This is a genomic window from Janthinobacterium sp. C22 (genome assembly GCF_057919405.1).
Genome location: NZ_CP193659.1, coordinates 3,391,159 through 3,407,671, shown reverse-complemented (window position 1 = coordinate 3,407,671; position 16,513 = coordinate 3,391,159). Strand labels below are relative to the sequence as shown.

General features: G+C 66.3%; 13 protein-coding genes and 1 pseudogene. 10 read left to right on the top strand and 4 right to left on the bottom strand.

The features are described from left to right. Positions 1-18 precede the first annotated feature (18 nt). Positions 19-2,040 (top strand): DUF6630 family protein, encoded by a 2,022-nt coding sequence (locus tag ACRHIG_RS15880; protein WP_489630812.1) that lies wholly within the window; start codon positions 19-21, stop codon positions 2,038-2,040. Between the two features lie 74 nt (positions 2,041-2,114). Here the strand turns inward: ACRHIG_RS15880 and ACRHIG_RS15875 are convergent, their stop codons facing one another. Together ACRHIG_RS15875 and ACRHIG_RS15870 are read right to left on the bottom strand one after the other, a co-directional pair. Continuing rightward, positions 2,115-3,512, bottom strand: coding sequence for an esterase-like activity of phytase family protein (locus ACRHIG_RS15875; protein WP_489627031.1), 1,398 nt, complete (start codon positions 3,510-3,512; stop codon positions 2,115-2,117). Between the two features lie 120 nt (positions 3,513-3,632). Beyond that, positions 3,633-5,009, bottom strand: coding sequence for a YihY family inner membrane protein (locus ACRHIG_RS15870; protein WP_489627030.1), 1,377 nt, complete (start codon positions 5,007-5,009; stop codon positions 3,633-3,635). A gap of 67 nt (positions 5,010-5,076) precedes the next feature. On the opposite strand from ACRHIG_RS15870, the gene wrbA reads away from it, so the two are divergent. The 9 genes and pseudogenes from wrbA (at position 5,077) to ACRHIG_RS15825 (ending at position 15,282) form a co-directional block, all read left to right on the top strand. After that, positions 5,077-5,685: an NAD(P)H:quinone oxidoreductase gene (gene wrbA / locus ACRHIG_RS15865; RefSeq protein WP_489627029.1), complete on the top strand. Its 609-nt coding sequence runs from the start codon at positions 5,077-5,079 to the stop codon at positions 5,683-5,685. Then, the gene (locus ACRHIG_RS15860) at positions 5,682-6,095 is read left to right on the top strand and encodes a DUF2069 domain-containing protein (protein ID WP_489627028.1); all 414 of its coding nucleotides are present in this window, start codon (positions 5,682-5,684) and stop codon (positions 6,093-6,095) included. The genes wrbA and ACRHIG_RS15860 overlap by 4 nt, the downstream gene beginning before the upstream one ends. After that, positions 6,092-7,521: pseudogene (locus ACRHIG_RS15855) on the top strand (FAD-binding oxidoreductase). The gene ACRHIG_RS15860 and the pseudogene ACRHIG_RS15855 overlap by 4 nt, the downstream one beginning before the upstream one ends. Next, positions 7,518-7,940 (top strand): DUF4124 domain-containing protein, encoded by a 423-nt coding sequence (locus ACRHIG_RS15850; RefSeq protein WP_475416456.1) that lies wholly within the window; start codon positions 7,518-7,520, stop codon positions 7,938-7,940. Before ACRHIG_RS15855 ends, ACRHIG_RS15850 begins: the two are co-directional and overlap by 4 nt. Continuing rightward, entirely contained in the window at positions 7,928-10,516 is a 2,589-nt protein-coding gene (locus ACRHIG_RS15845; RefSeq protein WP_489627027.1) for an FtsX-like permease family protein, read from the top strand. The genes ACRHIG_RS15850 and ACRHIG_RS15845 overlap by 13 nt, the downstream gene beginning before the upstream one ends. Continuing rightward, positions 10,516-11,592, top strand: coding sequence for a lipocalin-like domain-containing protein (locus tag ACRHIG_RS15840; RefSeq protein WP_489627026.1), 1,077 nt, complete (start codon positions 10,516-10,518; stop codon positions 11,590-11,592). Before ACRHIG_RS15845 ends, ACRHIG_RS15840 begins: the two co-directional genes overlap by 1 nt. A gap of 168 nt (positions 11,593-11,760) precedes the next feature. After that, positions 11,761-13,509, top strand: coding sequence for an ABC transporter transmembrane domain-containing protein (locus tag ACRHIG_RS15835; RefSeq protein ID WP_489627025.1), 1,749 nt, complete (start codon positions 11,761-11,763; stop codon positions 13,507-13,509). 2 nt (positions 13,510-13,511) lie between these two features. Continuing rightward, positions 13,512-14,186: a leucine efflux protein LeuE gene (gene leuE, locus ACRHIG_RS15830; RefSeq protein WP_489627024.1), complete on the top strand. Its 675-nt coding sequence runs from the start codon at positions 13,512-13,514 to the stop codon at positions 14,184-14,186. Positions 14,187-14,196: 10 nt separating this feature from the next. Beyond that, on the top strand, positions 14,197-15,282 hold the full coding sequence (locus ACRHIG_RS15825) for a threonine aldolase family protein (RefSeq protein ID WP_489627023.1): 1,086 nt from the start codon (positions 14,197-14,199) through the stop codon (positions 15,280-15,282). A gap of 25 nt (positions 15,283-15,307) precedes the next feature. On the opposite strand, the gene ACRHIG_RS15820 is transcribed toward ACRHIG_RS15825, so the two are convergent. Together ACRHIG_RS15820 and ACRHIG_RS15815 are read right to left on the bottom strand one after the other, a co-directional pair. Beyond that, a complete protein-coding gene (locus ACRHIG_RS15820) occupies positions 15,308-15,925 on the bottom strand; it encodes a glycoside hydrolase family 25 protein (RefSeq protein WP_489627022.1) in 618 nt (205 codons plus the stop codon). A 49-nt stretch (positions 15,926-15,974) separates the two neighbouring features. Next, positions 15,975-16,310 carry a phage tail protein gene (locus tag ACRHIG_RS15815; protein WP_475416450.1) on the bottom strand — a complete coding sequence of 112 codons (336 nt, stop codon included), beginning with the start codon at positions 16,308-16,310 and terminating at the stop codon, positions 15,975-15,977. Positions 16,311-16,513: the final 203 nt, after the last annotated feature.

Sequence of the window (16,513 nt, the reverse complement as noted above, 5' to 3'; positions counted from 1 at the left end):
TGTCCCGTTTACTTTTAGATAAATATCAATGATCCATACCGCAGCCCTGTTCAGCACCGCCTTTTACCCGGCCAGGCCGGTTTCGACACCGACGCCATCACCGGCCTGGCCGAATGGCGGCGCGATATTCCCATGCTGTTCAAGCTGCTCATCGGCGCCGGCACGCAAGCCGTCGCCTGGCCCATCTACGGCGATGGCGAAGACTGCCCCTGCGTGCTGGCCGCGCCGATGGCGCAGGCGCAAGCCAGCTGGCAAGCCTTGTCCGCGCTGATGGACCGGCCGCGCGACGCGGCCGCCATCGTCGCGCGCGGTGCCATCAGCGCCCTGCTGGCGGGCGGCCAGCCGTGGCTGATCCTCGATTGCGTGCAGCTGATCGCGCACGACATCGGCACGCCGGAATACGCGGCCGGGCTCGAAGCCCTGCGCGCCGAGGCGCAAGCCCTGCACCTTGCCCTGCAGCGCGGCGAGCGCGATGCCCTGGCGCCTCTGCTGGCCGCCGGCGCCGCATCGCCCGCCACCGGCTACTGGTCGGCCACGGCCGAGGCGCAGCTGGCCGACGTCGAGGAACGCGGCGCGGACGAACTGCCTTTCCTGCAGGACATGGAAGTGGCGGGATGGGAAGAAGACGCGCTATGCTATGCAGTGAGCACCGCCGGCGCACCGGACGTCACCGGCCTGGTTACGCCCTATGGCCGCTGGATCGTGCCCCTGTCGCAGCGCTATGTCGACCTGGGCGTCTACTACGCGGACGATGGCTGGATCACCTTTGCCACGGCGGACGCCCCCGATGCGCACGGCGTGCTGGACCTCAACGGCACGGTGGTGCTGCCGCCGTCCCCCGGCGCCCTGTACGTCATCAGCCCCCATCTGGTACAGAGAATCGCACCGGACGGCGCCAGCCGTCTGCTGCGCCTGCCCGATGGCGCGCTGCTGATCGATGGCGTCGACAACATCTGCCAGCGCGACGACGGCTTGATCGACATCGAGCGCCAGACAGGCGAGACAAACGATGACGACAGGCGCAATGTGCACGGCGTGGTCGACAAGACGGGCAAGGTCGTGGTGCCGCCCGCCTACAGCTGCGTGCAGGATTTCGGCACGAAGAAGAAAATCGCCATCGTCAGCCAGCGCATCGCCGGGCGCTTCCTGTTTGGCCTGGTCAATAGCCAGGGCGAGCTGCTGGCGCCCTGCCGGTATGAAGCCATCGATTGCGCCACTACCTCGTCGCCACCGAAGCTGCGCAAGAACCTGATCTTCGCCATCGATGCGCAGGGCCTCGCGTGCATGCTGACCCTGGACGGAAAACCAGCCTTCACGCCGCGGTATCCGCCCGCCCACCATCTGCGCGGCGTGGCCGTGCAAGGCGATTTTTTATATGTCGTCAAGGATGGCATGGCCTGGAGCATGGATTTCACGGGCCAGCTGCTGGAACAGTTCGACACCGTGGACAACTTCAAGGCGGCCATCACGGCGCAATTGAGCGAGTCCATCGGCCTGGGCAAGAACAAGCCCGAGAAAAAGCCCGCCAAGCGCCGCAGTTTTACGCCCGCGCAGATCCTGGCCAAGGCCGACCGCGAGCAGTTGCGCGCCCTGGCCGCCCTGCTCCTGCCGGGCGATGCGGCACTGGCCGCGCGCTGCGTGGACATCACGCTGGAAGAACTGGCCGAGGACGACCCGGAAGAGGAATACGAAGGCGATACGCCCGAAGCGGCGTGCTTCTTCCTGCTCTGGTCCACGGCCGCCGATGCGCTGGGCCACGGCACCACCTTGGACTGGAAGTCCGTCGATGAAGTGCCGCGCATAGCCCAGCATATCGGCCTGCCCGCGCTGCGCGATTTTTCCTGGGCGGAGCGCGAAGACGGCGATGCGATGGCCGAAGGCCTGGCCGCCATCGCCGCCCACCTGGCGCCGCATCAGCTGCGCCTGGTGAACCTGCACGGCGGCGAGGATACGTATTATCTGGGCGTGGTGCGGGCGCAGGATGCGGACGCGTTCAGCAAGGCGGCGCTGCAGGCGGCCCTGCGGCCCGTGCTGCTGTGACGGCTTGCCGGCCCGTCTGCTGATATCGCACCCGGCCGGCAACATGGAACGCCGTTGCTTGCCGGGTGCGTCATTTACTTGACGGAACGGTCGAACAGCGCCTTGTCAAAACGCAGGGTAATGACTTCGGTATCGTCCGGCTTGCCTGGCTTGCGGCCGTCTTCACCGGGGTAGTTCGTGTCAATTGCCACGACTAGCGTGTGGGCATCGAGGACTTCAACGCTCTCCACCGAGTCGAACGGCATGCTGAACTTACCCACGGGCATATTGCTGGCCTGCCCGCCGATGCCTTTGGGGTCCGAGATGTTCAGCAAGTCCACCAGCAGCGTTTTCTTGAGGGCGCCATCAGCATCTTTTTCCTTCAGGTCGACCAGGTACAGGCGCTTGATCACGGCCTTGGCGCCCCAGAAGCCGTCGCGCTCGATCAGCACGAACTTGCTGCCGCCGACATTGGTCATGTCGCCGATCACGACGCCATTATCCTTGGCCGCGCCATCCTTGCGGTACACGAGGTTCTTGCCCGTGTAGCGCATGGCGGCGGGGTCGAACTCGAAGATATTCAGGTAGCGCTCATCCGCGGCAACGGGCCGCAGCGACGGGTCGCTTGGCGCCGCTTCCGGCACCGCGTAGAGCAGGCTGTGGTCGGCGTTATAGGCCAGGCTTTCGAAGCCGCGGCTGCCCGACACGGTGATGCTGGCGCCCTTGCCCAGCACTTCCGGATTGGCCGGGCTGCGCAGGAAGGGATGGGGAACGGGATCGCCCATGAGCGTGCCGTTTTTGTCGAAGTGCAGGATGTACGGGCCGAACTCCTCGCCCACGAACCAGGTGCCATCGGCGGCGCGCGCGAGCGATTCAATGTCGAAGTCAAAACCGGTCAGCAGGCGGCCCGCGCGAATGCGCGCATCGACGGCGATACCGCTGTCGGAAAAGACCAGCCCGCCGGAGGTGTTGCTTGGGTAGTTGACATGGTCGGCCGTGATTTTCAGGTCGATGCCCTTGCCGTCGTTTAAGAAACCCCTGGCGTCGTTGAAAGCGAGGAAGCTGTTGATCTTGATGCTGCCCGGCGTCTTGCTGGCGTCTGCGGCCGTGCGGAAGTTGATGCTGGCGTTATACAGGCCGAGCACGAAATCGGCCGAATTGCCCTTGGCGCCGTAGCCATTGTCGGCCATGGCGGTCCAGCTGCCGTCGTCATTCCTCAGCAGCGCGGAGAAGCCGGGAATCGGCACGCCGTTGGCAAACGGCGGGCTGACGCCCAGCACCGCGGCCGTAAACTGTCCGGAAACCGGCCCCGGCCAGCGCGCCGTGTCAGGCAACGCTGCCCAGCCGACCAGCTGGTGCGGCAGTCCTTCGCCCTCCTTGGGCACCGCGTCGGGAGCGGCAGAGGAACTGCCGCCGCAGGCAGCCAGCACGCCGCTGACCATCACGATGGCCAGGCCGCGGCACAAATTCAAACCGCTCAAATGACAACGCATATTTGCTTCCTCTACAAGATGAATGGAGAGGAAAGCTTACCGGCCTTCGGTGACCAGTTTATGACATGTGTCCCTATCGCGCGAGGCGGATGCCGGCAGGAAGCGCACGGCCCCGGCCCGTCAATTGCAGCGCACTTCCCCGAAATGCTGCGCCAGGCTCAGGCCCAGTCCCTGCTCCACGGCGTTTTCCACCTGGGCGGCCAGCGCGGCCGCTTCTTCCGCCGCCCTGATGTCGCGTTCATTGGTGGAGCCGGCGGGGTAGCCGGAGTTCACGCGCATGCCGCCGAAGACGAACAGCCGGTAGACATCGGCCAGGCTGATGCGGTTGACGTTGCCCAGCAAGACCCAGTGATCGGAACTGTCGGCCACGCGCTTGCCCCACTGCACCCGCACGGCGCCTTCCACGTTGACCCGTCCCACCCAGCCCTGCTGCACCATCTTGTCGAGCAGGGTTTCCATCTCTTCGAAGCCCAGGCGCGTGCTGCGGCGGATCTCGGCCGCGCCCACCAGGGCCGAATCGGCGCAGTGGCAAGCCTGGTGCAGCACTTTCAGGATGGCGACGGCATCGACGAATTCGCTGCCCGGCGCCGCCTCGTACCACCAGCGCTCGTATTTCACGACGGGCAAGGCGGCCACCAGCAAGGCGCCCACCAGGGTGATCATCCAGCTCAGGTAAATCCACACGAGGAACAGCGGCAAGGCGGCCAGCGCGCCGTAGATGCGCGAATAGGTGGGGAACTCCTGGATGAATTCACCGAAGCCGCGCTTGGCCACCTCGAACGCCAGCGCCGCCAGCAAGCCGCCCCAGGCCGCGTCGCGCCAGTCCACGTCGCGGTTCGGTACGGCGATGTAGAGCAAGGTAAACGCCAGCATGGTCAGGCCGATCGACACCAGCGTGTAAAACACGGCACCGATGAAAGGCACGGCGCCTACCACGCCGCTGGTGGCCATGAAGAGGCGCGACGTCACCGTCAGCGACACGCCCACCAGCAGCGGCCCGAGAGTGACGATGGCCCAGTAGACAAGTAAACGCTTGGTCCAGCGGCGCTCCCGGCGCACGCGCCAGATGCGGTTGAAGACGCGCTCGATCAAGCCCATCATGCCCACCGAAGTGACGATCAGGGCGCCCGCGCCGATGGCCGACAAACGCGTGGCCTTCGAGGCGAACGTGGTCAGGTAGTCGAGGATGGTGTTCGAGATGCCCTTGGGCATCACGCTTTGCACGAAATAGTCTTCCAGCGCGTGGCGGAAGGTATTAAACAGGGGGAAGGTGGTGAAGATGGCCAGGGCCAGCGTGAGCAGGGGCACCAGCGCGAACACGGTGGCGAAGGTCAGGCTGCCGGCCACTTGCGGCAGGCTTTCCTCGCGCACGCGGCGGCGCGCGAACTGCAGCAGGTCGCGCGTTTCGGACCACGTCAGGCCGCGCACGACGTCCAGCCCCATGCTCAGGGTGCGCCACAGGTATTGGAAGAACGGGAATATATATTTTGAAAACATGTGCAAAATCAGAACGGCGCCATGACAGCAGTCGTATCAGGCTGTAAAGCGCCCTATAATACCAATGATGAAGCCAACCAATCTGATTATTCTCGTATTGTTTTATTCACGCCATGGCGCCACGCGCCAGTTGGCCGAGCTGATAGCCCAGGGAGTGGAAAGCGTGCCCGGTTGCGATGCGCGCCTGCGCACCGTGCCCGCCGTCTCCACCGTGACGGAAGCGACGGCGCCCGAGGTGCCGCTGGACGGCGCGCCCTACGTGGAACTGGACGACCTGCAGGAATGCGCGGGCCTGGCCCTGGGCTCGCCCACGCGCTTCGGCAACATGGCCGCCGCCATGAAGTACTTCTGGGATGGCACGGCCAGCGACTGGCTGGGCGGCAGCCTGTCCGGCAAACCCGCCTGCGTGTTCACGTCCACGGGCAGCCTGCACGGCGGCCAGGAGTCGACTTTGCTGTCGATGATGATCCCCCTCTTCCACCACGGCATGCTGGTCATGGGCCTGCCCTACACGCACCCGGAACTGATGACGACGTCCACGGGCGGCTCGCCGTATGGCGCCACGCACTGGTCGGGCATCGCCGGCGACAAGGCCTTGAGCGACGATGAAAAACGCCTGGCCATCGCCCTGGGCCGGCGCCTGGCGGAAAACGCCGCGAAACTGGCAGGCGCATGATGCACGGCACACTGCACAGGTATTTTCACTGGGGCGCCATCGCCAGCCTCGTCACCCTGATCGTCTGGTGCCTGCTGTGGGAAACCGTGGTCGCGCCGCTGCAGCCGGGCGGCTCCTGGGTCGTCCTGAAGGCGGCGCCCCTGCTCATTCCCCTGTACGGCGTCATCAAGCGCGACGTCTACACCTTGCAATGGTCGTCGATGGTGATCCTGCTGTACTTTACGGAAGGCGTGGTGCGCGGCTACAGCGACAGGAACCCCACCTCGGCCCTGATGGCCTGGGGCGAGGCGGCCATCGTCTGCCTGTATTTCATCTGCGCCGTGCTGTATCTGCGCCCGTATAAAAAGGCCGCCAAGCGCATGGCCAAAGAGCTGCTGGAAAAAGTGAATAAAGTGAGCATCAAGAAATGAGTGTACAGCCCGTGCATGACCAAGCCGACTTCCTCGCCGCCTGCCGCGACCTGCTGGGCGACACCTACGTCCTCACCCAGGATGCCGACACGGCGCCCTTCCTCACCGACTGGCGCGACAGGTTTACCGGCAAGGCCCTGGCCGTGCTGCGCCCCGCCACCGTGGAACAGGTGGCGGGCGTGCTGCGCGCCTGCGCGCAATGGCAGGTGCCCGTCGTGCCGCAGGGCGGCAATACGGGCCTGGTACTGGGCAGCATCCCCGATGCCGCCGGCACGGCCGTCGTGCTGTCGCTGGCGCGCCTGAACGCCATCCGCGCGCTCGATCCCGTCAACCGTACCATCACGGTCGATGCGGGCTGCATTTTGCAAACCATCCAGGAAGCGGCCAGCGCCGCCGGCTGTCTGTTCCCCCTGTCGCTGGCGGCCGAAGGCAGCTGCACCATCGGGGGAATCTGGCGACGAATGCGGGCGGCACGGCCGTGCTGCGCTACGGGAACACGCGCGAACTGTGCCTGGGCCTGGAAGTGGTCACGCCGCAGGGCGAGATCTGGAGCGGCTTGCGCGGCCTGCGCAAGGACAATACGGGCTACGATTTGCGCGACCTGTACATCGGCGCCGAAGGCACCCTGGGGGTGATCACGGGCGCGGTGATGAAACTGTACCCGCAGCCGAAAGCCTGCATCACGGCGCTGGCCGCCATGCCCTCGCCCGCCCACGCCCTGCGCCTGCTCTCGCTGATGCAGGACCATTGCGGCGCCAGCCTGACGGGCTTTGAATTGATGTCGCAGTATTGTCTGCAACTGGTGGCGGAACAGTTCCCGCAACTGCCGCGTCCGTTCGCCGACGCGCACGGGCAGTACGTGTTGCTGGAACTGTCCAGCAGCCAGTCCGAGGCGCATGCCGTGGAATTGCTCGAAGCGAGCATCGGCGCGGCCCTGGAAGACGAGTTGATCGAAGACGCCGTCGTCGCCAGTTCCGTGGCGCAGTCCGAGGGACTATGGCAGCTGCGCGAGCACATTCCGCTGGCGCAGGCGCAGGCGGGCAAGAACATCAAGCACGATATCTCGCTGCCCATTTCCCGCATCGCCGATTTCATCGCCGTCACGGATGCGGCCCTTGAGTCAGCCTTCCCCGGCTGCCAGCTCGTGTGCTTCGGCCACCTGGGCGACGGCAACCTGCATTACAACGTGGCGCCGCCAGCCGGCATGACAGACCGGGATTTCCTGGCCAACCAGGATGCCATCAACCGCATCGTGCACGACCAGGTCCACGGTTTCGGCGGTTCGATATCGGCCGAACACGGCATCGGCGCGCTGAAGAAGGATGACCTGGCGCGCTACAAGTCGCCGCTGGAACTGCAGCTGATGCGCGCCGTCAAACAGGCGCTGGACCCGCAGAACATCATGAATCCGGGGAAGATATTGTGAAGCTGCCGCCCCTCCTGCTCATGGCCTTGCTGACCGCTTCCGCCAGCGCGCAGGACGTCTACAAATGCGTGCAGGATGGCCGGACCAGCTATAGCGCTACACCCTGCGCGGGCGGCCAGCTGCAGATCCTGGAAGTGCCCTCGCCGCCGCCTGCCGTCGACAAGGGCGCCGCCACGCGCCAGGAACGGGTGGCCAGCCAGATGGAAGCGGCGCGCAAGCAGCGCGAGAAGCTGGAAGACCAGGCGCGCGAACGGGCCGCCAAACAGAAGGAAATGCACGAGAAGCATTGCGCCCAGCTGCGGCTGGAGCAGAAATGGGCGGCGCAGGACGCCGTCGGCGCGGGCGATAAAAACCGCGATGCGGCGCAACTGAAAGCGCGGCGCGCCGGCGAACGCCTGGCCGTCGAATGTCTGAATTGAGTGCGCCGGCAGCCAATCCCGCGGGTACGCGCCTGCTGTCGCGCTGGCTGCTGCTGGGCGAATGGCGCTTTCACCCCGTGCGCGCCTTCGTCGCCATCCTCGCCATCGCCATCGGCGTGTCGCTGGGCTTTGCCATCCACCTGATCAATGCGGCCGCCTTCAATGAATTTTCCACGGCCGTGAAAAGCCTGTCCGGCCAGGCCGACGTGCAGGTGGCCGGGCGCGAAGCGCTGTTCGACGAAGCCGTCTACCCGTGGCTGGCGCAGCGCGACGGCGTGGCCGTGGCCTCGCCCGTGCTGGAACTGCAAGCCGGCGTTAGCGGCAAGAAGGATGGCGGCCCGCTGCAGATCCTGGCACTCGACGTCTTCCGCGCCGGCTTCATCTCGCCCGACCTGATCGGCGCGCCGGCCGAAGGCCAGCCTTTCGACACCCTGGCCGACGACGCCCTCTTTTTATCGCCGGCCGCCTTGCGCTGGCTCGATGTCACCGAAGGCGGCCAGGTCGCCCTGCAATCGGGCACCGGTGCGGTCAGCCTGCGCGTGGCCGGCTCGCTGCAGCGGGCACGCGCCGGCCAGCGCATCGCCGTGATGGATATCGGCGCGGCGCAGTGGCGCTTCAACAAGCTGGGCAAGCTGTCGCGCATCGATTTGAAACTGCGCCAGGGCGTCAACCGCGACGCCTTCCAGGCCGCGCTGAGCAGCGCGCTGGAAGCGCAGTACCCGGGGCGCTTCCACGTGGGCCAGCCCAATGACGAGAACCAGAATAGCCGCAACAATAACCTCAGCCGCGCCTACCGCGTCAACCTGACGGTGCTGGCCCTGGTCGCCCTGTTTACGGGGGCGTTCCTCGTGTTTTCCACGCAGGCGCTGTCCGTCATCCGCCGCCGCGGCCAGTTCGCGCTGCTGCGCGTGCTGGGCATGGAGCGGGGACAATTGCTGCGCCAGGTGCTGTTAGAGGGCGCCAGCCTCGGTATCGTCGGCGCTGGGCTGGGTATCGCCGGCGGCTACGCCATGGCGGCCGTCGCCCTGCGCTTCTTCGGCGGCGACCTGGGCGCCGGCTATTTCGCGGGCGTGCAGCCGCAGGTGCAGTTCACGCCCGTCGCCGCCTTCGTCTACTTTATCCTCGGCCTCGGCGTGGCCCTGCTGGGCTGCGCCGCGCCCGCGCTGGAAGCGGCGCGCGCCGCCCCCGCCATCGCCCTGAAATCGGGCAGCGAGGAAATCGTGACGACGCGCCTGGCGAAGACCTGGCCCGCGCTGGCTTGTCTGCTGCTGGCCGGCACCCTGACCATCCTGCCGCCCGTGTTCGAGCTGCCCCTGTTCGGCTATCTGTCCATCGCGCTGCTGCTGATCGGCGCCATCGCCCTGATGCCGCAGCTGGCGTCCGTCGTCTTTCGCGCCCTGCAAGCCGCCTGGCTGCGCACGCAAACGAGCCAGCACGCGCCCGTGCGCAGCCTGACCGTGGCGCGCCTGGCGAACGCCTCGGGCCAGGCCGGTATCGCGCTCGGCGGCGTGCTGTCGAGCTTTAGCCTGATGGTGGCCATGGCCATCATGGTGTCGAGCTTTCGCGTCTCCGTCGACGACTGGCTGCTGCAGATTTTGCCGGCCGACGTGTACGCGCGCACCTCGGCCAGCGGCACGACGGCCCTGAACCCGCGCGAGCAGGCCGCCATCCTCGCCCTGCCCGGCGTGGCCAGGGTGGATTTCCAGCGCGTGCGCAGCCTGTCGCTGGCCGCAGAACGCCCGAACGTGATCTTGCTGGCGCGCCCCATCAACTTGCAGGACCCGGGCAAGAGCATGGTGCTGGTGGGCGAGACATTAGCCGTGCCGGCAGGCAGCCGGCCCGTGTGGCTGTCCGAGGCGGCGGCCGACCTGTACAACGTCAAACCGGGCCAGCCGATGGCCCTGCCGCTGGCGGGCGGCCTGCACCCATTCTTCGTCGCCGGCATCTGGCGCGACTATGCGCGTTCTTCCGGCGCCATCCAGATGCCGCTGGCCGACTACCGCGCCCTGACCGGCGACATGGACGTCAGCGACGCCGCCCTGTGGCTGGCCAAGGATGCCACGGGCGAGCAGCTGCAGCAGCGCCTGAAAGCCCTGCCCTTCGGCGCCAGCCTGGAAGTGTCGAACCCGTCGGCCATCCGCGCCCTGAGCCTGCAGATCTTCGACCGCAGCTTCGCCGTCACGTACCTGCTTGAAGCCATCGCCATCGTCATCGGCCTGTTCGGCGTGGCCGCCACGTTCTCGGCCCAGACCCTGGCGCGCGCGCGCGAATTCGGCATGCTGCGCCACGTGGGCGTGACGCGCGGCCAGATCCTGTCCATCCTGGCGCTCGAGGGCGGCGCGCTGACGGCGCTGGGCATCGCCACCGGCTTTGTCCTGGGCCTGTTGATCAGCTTTGTGCTGGTCTTCATCGTCAACCCGCAATCGTTCCACTGGACCATGCAGCTGCACTTGCCCTGGCCCTTGATCGCCACCGTGGCCGGCGCCCTGCTGACGGCGGCCGCCCTCACAGCCCTCATCGCGGGGCGCCAGGCGCTGTCCGCTGGCCCCATCCGCGCCGTCAGGGAGGACTGGTAATGCGCCGTTTGACTTGTTTACTATTGTTTTGCAGCGCCGCCGCCATCGCCGCGCCGCCCGCCTTTGCCCCCGTCACGCCGCTGGCGGCCGGCCAGACCCTGCGCATGCCGCACGATTTCGGCGCCCATCCCGCGTATAAAACGGAATGGTGGTACGCCACCGGATGGGTAAAAACGAGCGGCGGCGAGCAGCTGGGCTATCAGGTGACCTTCTTTCGCAGCGCCACGGCCGCCGACGCGGACAACCCCAGCGCCTTCGCGCCGAAACAGCTGATCATCGGCCATGCTGCCCTGTCCGACCCGAAAGTGGGCAAGCTGCTGCACGACGAGAAAAGCGCGCGCGAGGGTTTCGGCCTGGCCTACGCCAAGGTGGGCGACACGGACGTCAAACTCGACGACTGGCGCATGCAGCGCCAGACCGACGGCAGCTACAAGGTCAGCCTGGCCGCGCGCGACTTCAGCCTGCAGCTGACCCTGGCGCCCACGCAGGCCGTGCTGCTGCAGGGCGTCGGCGGCTACTCGCGCAAAGGCGCGCGGCCCGCGCAATCGAGTTACTACTACAGCGAGCCGCAGCTGCGTACCACGGGCACCATCGCCCGCGCGGGCGGCAAGGCAGAAGCCGTGACGGGCACCACCTGGCTCGATCACGAGTGGTCGAGCCAAGTGCTCGATGCGGACGCCAGCGGCTGGAACTGGATAGGCGCCAACCTCGACGACGGCGGCGCCCTGATGGCCTTCCATATCCGCAGCAAGACAGGTGCTAAACTATGGGCGCACGCGACATGGCGCGACGCGTCCGGTAAGATGACGCAGTACGCGCCCGGCGACGTCGATTTCACGCCCACGCAGCTGTGGCGCTCGCCCCGCACGCAGGCCGAATACCCGGTCGCCACCGAGATCCGCACTGGCCCCACGCGCTGGCAGATCAAGCCCCTGCAGGCGGACCAGGAGCTCGATTCGCGCCGCTCGACGGGGGCAGTGTACTGGGAAGGCGCCGTGACGGTGGAGCGCGACGGCCAGCCGGTCGGCCGCGCCTACCTGGAGATGACGGGCTATGTCCAGCCGATGAAGTTATAAGCAATGCATAAAATGCCGAAATACAGTAAATCCTAAGCGAAAAACAATGACAACCAGCACAGAAACAGGCAGTACCAGCAAAGCAACCGCCGCAAGCACCGCACCAACGCCCGATACCGGCAGCAGCCGCGAACTGAAAAAGGCAGTCTGGCCGCCTTCAAGGGCTTGATGCCTTTCCTGACGCCGTACCGCAAGCAGTTCTTCCTGGCCGGTATCGCGCTGGTGGTGGCCGCCGCCTCGACCCTGGCCATTCCCGCCGCCTTCAAGCAGATGATCGACCTCGGTTTCGGCGGCGCAGCCGGCTCGAAAAGCATCGAGCACGTCGACCTGGTGTTCCTCGCCCTGTTCGGCGTGGCGTCCGTTCTGGCCTTGGCTACGGCGGCGCGCTTTTATACCGTGTCGTGGCTGGGCGAACGGGTCACGGCCGACATCCGCAGCGCCGTGTACCGCCACGTCGTCACGCAAAGCCCGGAATTCTTTGAAACGACGCAGACGGGCGAAGTCCTGTCGCGCATCACCACCGACACGACATTGATACAAGCCGTGGTCGGCACCAGTATCTCCATGGCGCTGCGCAACGTGCTGCTGTTCCTCGGCGGCCTGGTGATGCTGTTCGTCACCAGCGCCAAGCTGGCGGGCATCATCATCGGCTTGCTCATCCTCGTCGTCGTGCCCATCATCGTGTTTGGCCGCCGCGTGCGCAAGCTGTCGCGCGATTCGCAGGACCGCATCGCCGACGCTTCGGCCATGGCCGGCGAAATCCTCAACGCCATGCCCACCGTGCAGGCGTTCACGCATGAAAAGATCGAATCGAAGCGCTTCGGCGACTCCGTCGAAAACGCCTTCATGACGGCCATGCGCCGCATCCGCGCCCGCGCCCTCTTGACCATGATCGCGATTTTGCTGGTCTTCGGCACCATCGTGTTTGTCTTGTGGCTGGGCGCGCGCGCCGTGCTGGAAGGCGCGATGACGGGCGGCGACCTGGGCCAGTTCATCCTGTACGCCTCCATCGTGGCCGGCGCCATCGGCGCCCTGTCCGAAGTCATGGGTGAAGCGCAGCGCGCCGCCGGCGCCACCGAGCGCCTGCTGGAATTGATGGCCGTCAAATCGGAAATCGAGTCGCCCGTCACGCCGCTGCCGCTGCCCGCGCGCGCCGCGAACGGCGCCGCGCTGTCGCTGGACGACGTCATGTTCTCGTATCCGTCGCGCCCCGATACGCACGCGCTGGACCACGTCAGCCTCGACATCCGCGCCGGCGAAACGGTGGCCGTCGTCGGCCCTTCCGGCGCCGGCAAGACCACGCTGTTCCAGCTGTTTTTACGCTTCTATGACCCGCAAAGCGGCACGATCCGCCTCGACGGCGTAGACATCAAGCAGCTGGACCTGCACACCCTGCGCGACGCCATCGGCATCGTGCCGCAGGATACCGTGATCTTCTCGGCCGACGCCATGGAAAACATCCGCTACGGCCGCGCCGGCGCCAGCGACGGGGAAGTCATCGCCGCCGCGAAGATGGCGGCCGCCCACGAATTCATCGAGCGCCTGCCGAACGGCTACAAATCCTTCCTCGGCGAACGGGGCGTGCGCCTGTCCGGCGGCCAGCGCCAGCGCATCGCCATCGCCCGCGCCCTGCTGAAAAACCCGCCGCTGCTGCTGCTCGACGAAGCGACCAGCGCGCTCGACGCGGAATCGGAACGCCTGGTGCAGAAGGCGCTGGAGGCGGCCATGGTGGGCCGCACCACCGTCATCATCGCCCACCGCCTGGCCACCGTGCAGCGGGCCGACCGCATCATCGTCATGGAAGACGGCAGGATCGTCGAGACGGGCACGCACGCGTCGCTGGTTGCCCTGGGCGGCATCTATGCGAATCTTGCCGCACTGCAATTCCATCACGTACAGCTCAATCCAGCGGAATAATCATGAACGCACTTTTCCACGCCAACCTGGGCATCACCGATTTCTGGACCTTCTTACTGGGGACCATCTTCATCGTCATCCTGCCCGGCCCCAATTCCATGTACGTGCTGTCCGTGGCCGCCCAGCGCGGCGTGCGGCCCGCCTACCAGGGCGCCTTCGGCATCTTCGCCGGCGACCTGATTCTGATGGTGCTGTCTGCCTGCGGCGTCGCTTCGCTGCTGAAAGCCAGCCCGGCCCTGTTCTATGTCGTGAAATACATCGGCGCGGCCTACCTGGGCTGGATCGGCCTGCAGATGCTGATAGGCTGCTGGCGCAAGCTGCGCGCGCCCGCGCCCGCCGAAGGCGAAGCGGCAGCCGTGCCTGCCTCCGTCAAGGAAAGCGACCCATTCCGCAAGGCCCTGATCATCAGCCTGATGAACCCGAAAGCGATTTTGTTTTTCATTTCCTTCTTCATCCAGTTCGTCGACCCGGCCTTCCCGAACCCCGTGCTGTCCTTCATCGGCCTGGGCCTGATCTGCCAGGTGATCAGCTTTACCTACCTGACGGCCATCATCTTTGTCGGCGTCCGCCTGGCCGAGACCTTCCGCCGCCGTCGCCGCCTGTCGGCAGGCATGGGCGGCGGCGTGGGCGCCATGTTCATCGGCTTCGGCGCGAAACTGGCCACGGCCACACTGTAAGGAAAACACCGTGAACGAGCTTGAACTGCGCCAGCGCTGCCATACCGTCCTGCCGGGCCACCGCCAGCCGACGCCGGCGGCCACCTTCGCCGCCATGGCCGCCTGGTGCGAGGCCAACGACGTTGCGCACGATACCTATGGCGAAGGCGCGCTGATCGAACAGTTCGAAAACAAGATCGCCGGCCTGCTCGGCTTCGAGGCGGCCGTGTTCTGCATCACGGGCACCATGACGCAAGTCACCGCCCTGCGCCTGGCGTGCCAGGACCGGGGCTCGTGCCTGGTGGCGCTGCATCCGACTTCGCACATCCTGCGCCACGAGCGGGGCAACCATGAACTGCTCGATCACTTCCAGGGCTTGATGCTGGGGGACCCGCACCGCCCGTGGACGGCGGACGACCTGCGCGCCGTGCCCGATGCGCTGGGCGCCGCGCAGGTCGAACTGCCGATGCGCGAGATCGGCGGCCAGCGCCCGTCATGGGATGCCTTGAACGACATCAAGCGGCATTGCCGCGAGCACAACATCCACCTGCACATGGATGGCGCGCGCCTGTGGGAAGCGCAGGCCGGCTTCAAGCAGCCCCTGCCCGCCATCTGCGACGGTTTTGATTCCGTCTACGTGTCGCTGTACAAGGGCATCGGCGGCCTCGGCGGCGCCATGCTGGCCGGCAGCCGCCCGTTCGTGGAACGGGCGCGCGAATGGTTCCGCCGCCAGGGCGGCAACATCGTGCACCGCACGCCCTACGTGGTGGCCGCCGCCATGCAGTTCGACGCGCGCCTCGCCGCCATGCCGCAGTATTTCGAACGCACGCAGTGGCTGTACGCGCTGCTGCGCGATTTTCCATCGATCGCCGTCAACCCCGCCCAGCCGCAGGCCAACATGCTGCACCTGCACCTGCCCGTGTCGCGCGAGCGGGCCATCGCCATCCGCAACCAGCTGGCCGAGGACCACGGCATCTGGCTGTTCGGCCGCGCCAGCCACGCGGCCCTGCCCGGGCACAGCGTGGTGGAGTGGTATGTGGGAGACAACTTGTTGGAACTGCCGGACGACAGCGTGCGGCTGGCATTGACCTTGCTGGACCAGGCCATGCGCATCTAGACCCCGGCTTCCCGCCAGGCCGGCGTCAGCAGCGCAGCGCCCGCAGCTGCGCCAGCGAGCCGGCAAAGCGGCTCACGTCCACGGGTCCGGCGACACCCTGCACGCTGCCCGTATCCGCAAACTGCCAGAACGTGTAGCTGGAGGCACCAGGCGGCAGCGCGGGACCGGGCCCGGACGTGTAATGCGCGATCCATAGCGGATGGGCAAGGAACGGCGCAAACGCCCCCACGCAACTGCTCCAGAAGTTGGCATTGGTATAAATGCCTGGCATGCAGCCGAGCCTGTCGCCGACCTGCTGCAGCCAGTCCGCCACAGCCGCCGCATAGGCAGGCTGGGCCAGTCCGGGCTGTTCGACATCGAGCATGGGCGGCAAGTCGCCCTTGACGCTGCCCACCGTGCCGCAAAAGTTGGCCACCTGCTGCGCCACCGGCGTGGAGGGCGAGAAGAAGTGATAGGCGCCGCACAACTGGCCCTGCGCGTTGGCGCCAGCGCGGTTGCTGGCGTACTGCCTGTCGACCCGGCTGCCGCCTTCGGTGGCTTTCAGATAGACGAATGCCGGCGCCGCCGCGCCCCTGGCGACCTGGCCCCATCCGATGACGCCGTTATTGTCCGATACATCCATGCCTTGAAGATAATCTGCCATGCCGCGCTCCTGGTCTCCTGGTAAAGGGTCGTGATTGACGCCGGAATGGCTACCGTGTCCGCAAACCGTAGGTAAATTTGATCAGATAGTTGACGCCGATATCTGTCGGCGCGGAAGCACCGGCAGCGTGGCCGCACAAAAAGCTGCCCCGGTAGTCGGGCAGGCAGAATTGTTCGTCCGAACCGCCATGCAGATAGCCGAGCACGACGAACAGCTCGGGGTAGCTGGCGGCGGCCAGCGTGCGGCCGTCGCACGGCATCCAGCCGCTCGCCTCGATATGCGCACCGGCGCTGTCCCCGGCAAAGGCGACCACCGCACCGACGGGCACGTCGCCGAAGCCAGGCCGGACGAAAGTCGGCGGCAAAGCAGGAAACGTGGCGCTCATGGCCAGGCCTTTCCGCCGCGGGTGGCGCCGCATGGCGGCCACGGGCTGGCGCCTGCCGGCGCCTTCAGCAATGCGGCATCGCCGCTTTGATCAATGTCAATTCGCATGTCATGCCCTTGTCGGTTTTCATGTCCATCCAGACCTGCATCCGGTTTCATTCCAATAATGAATCAACATTTTTCGAAAAGCAAGTTTCGTGCGGC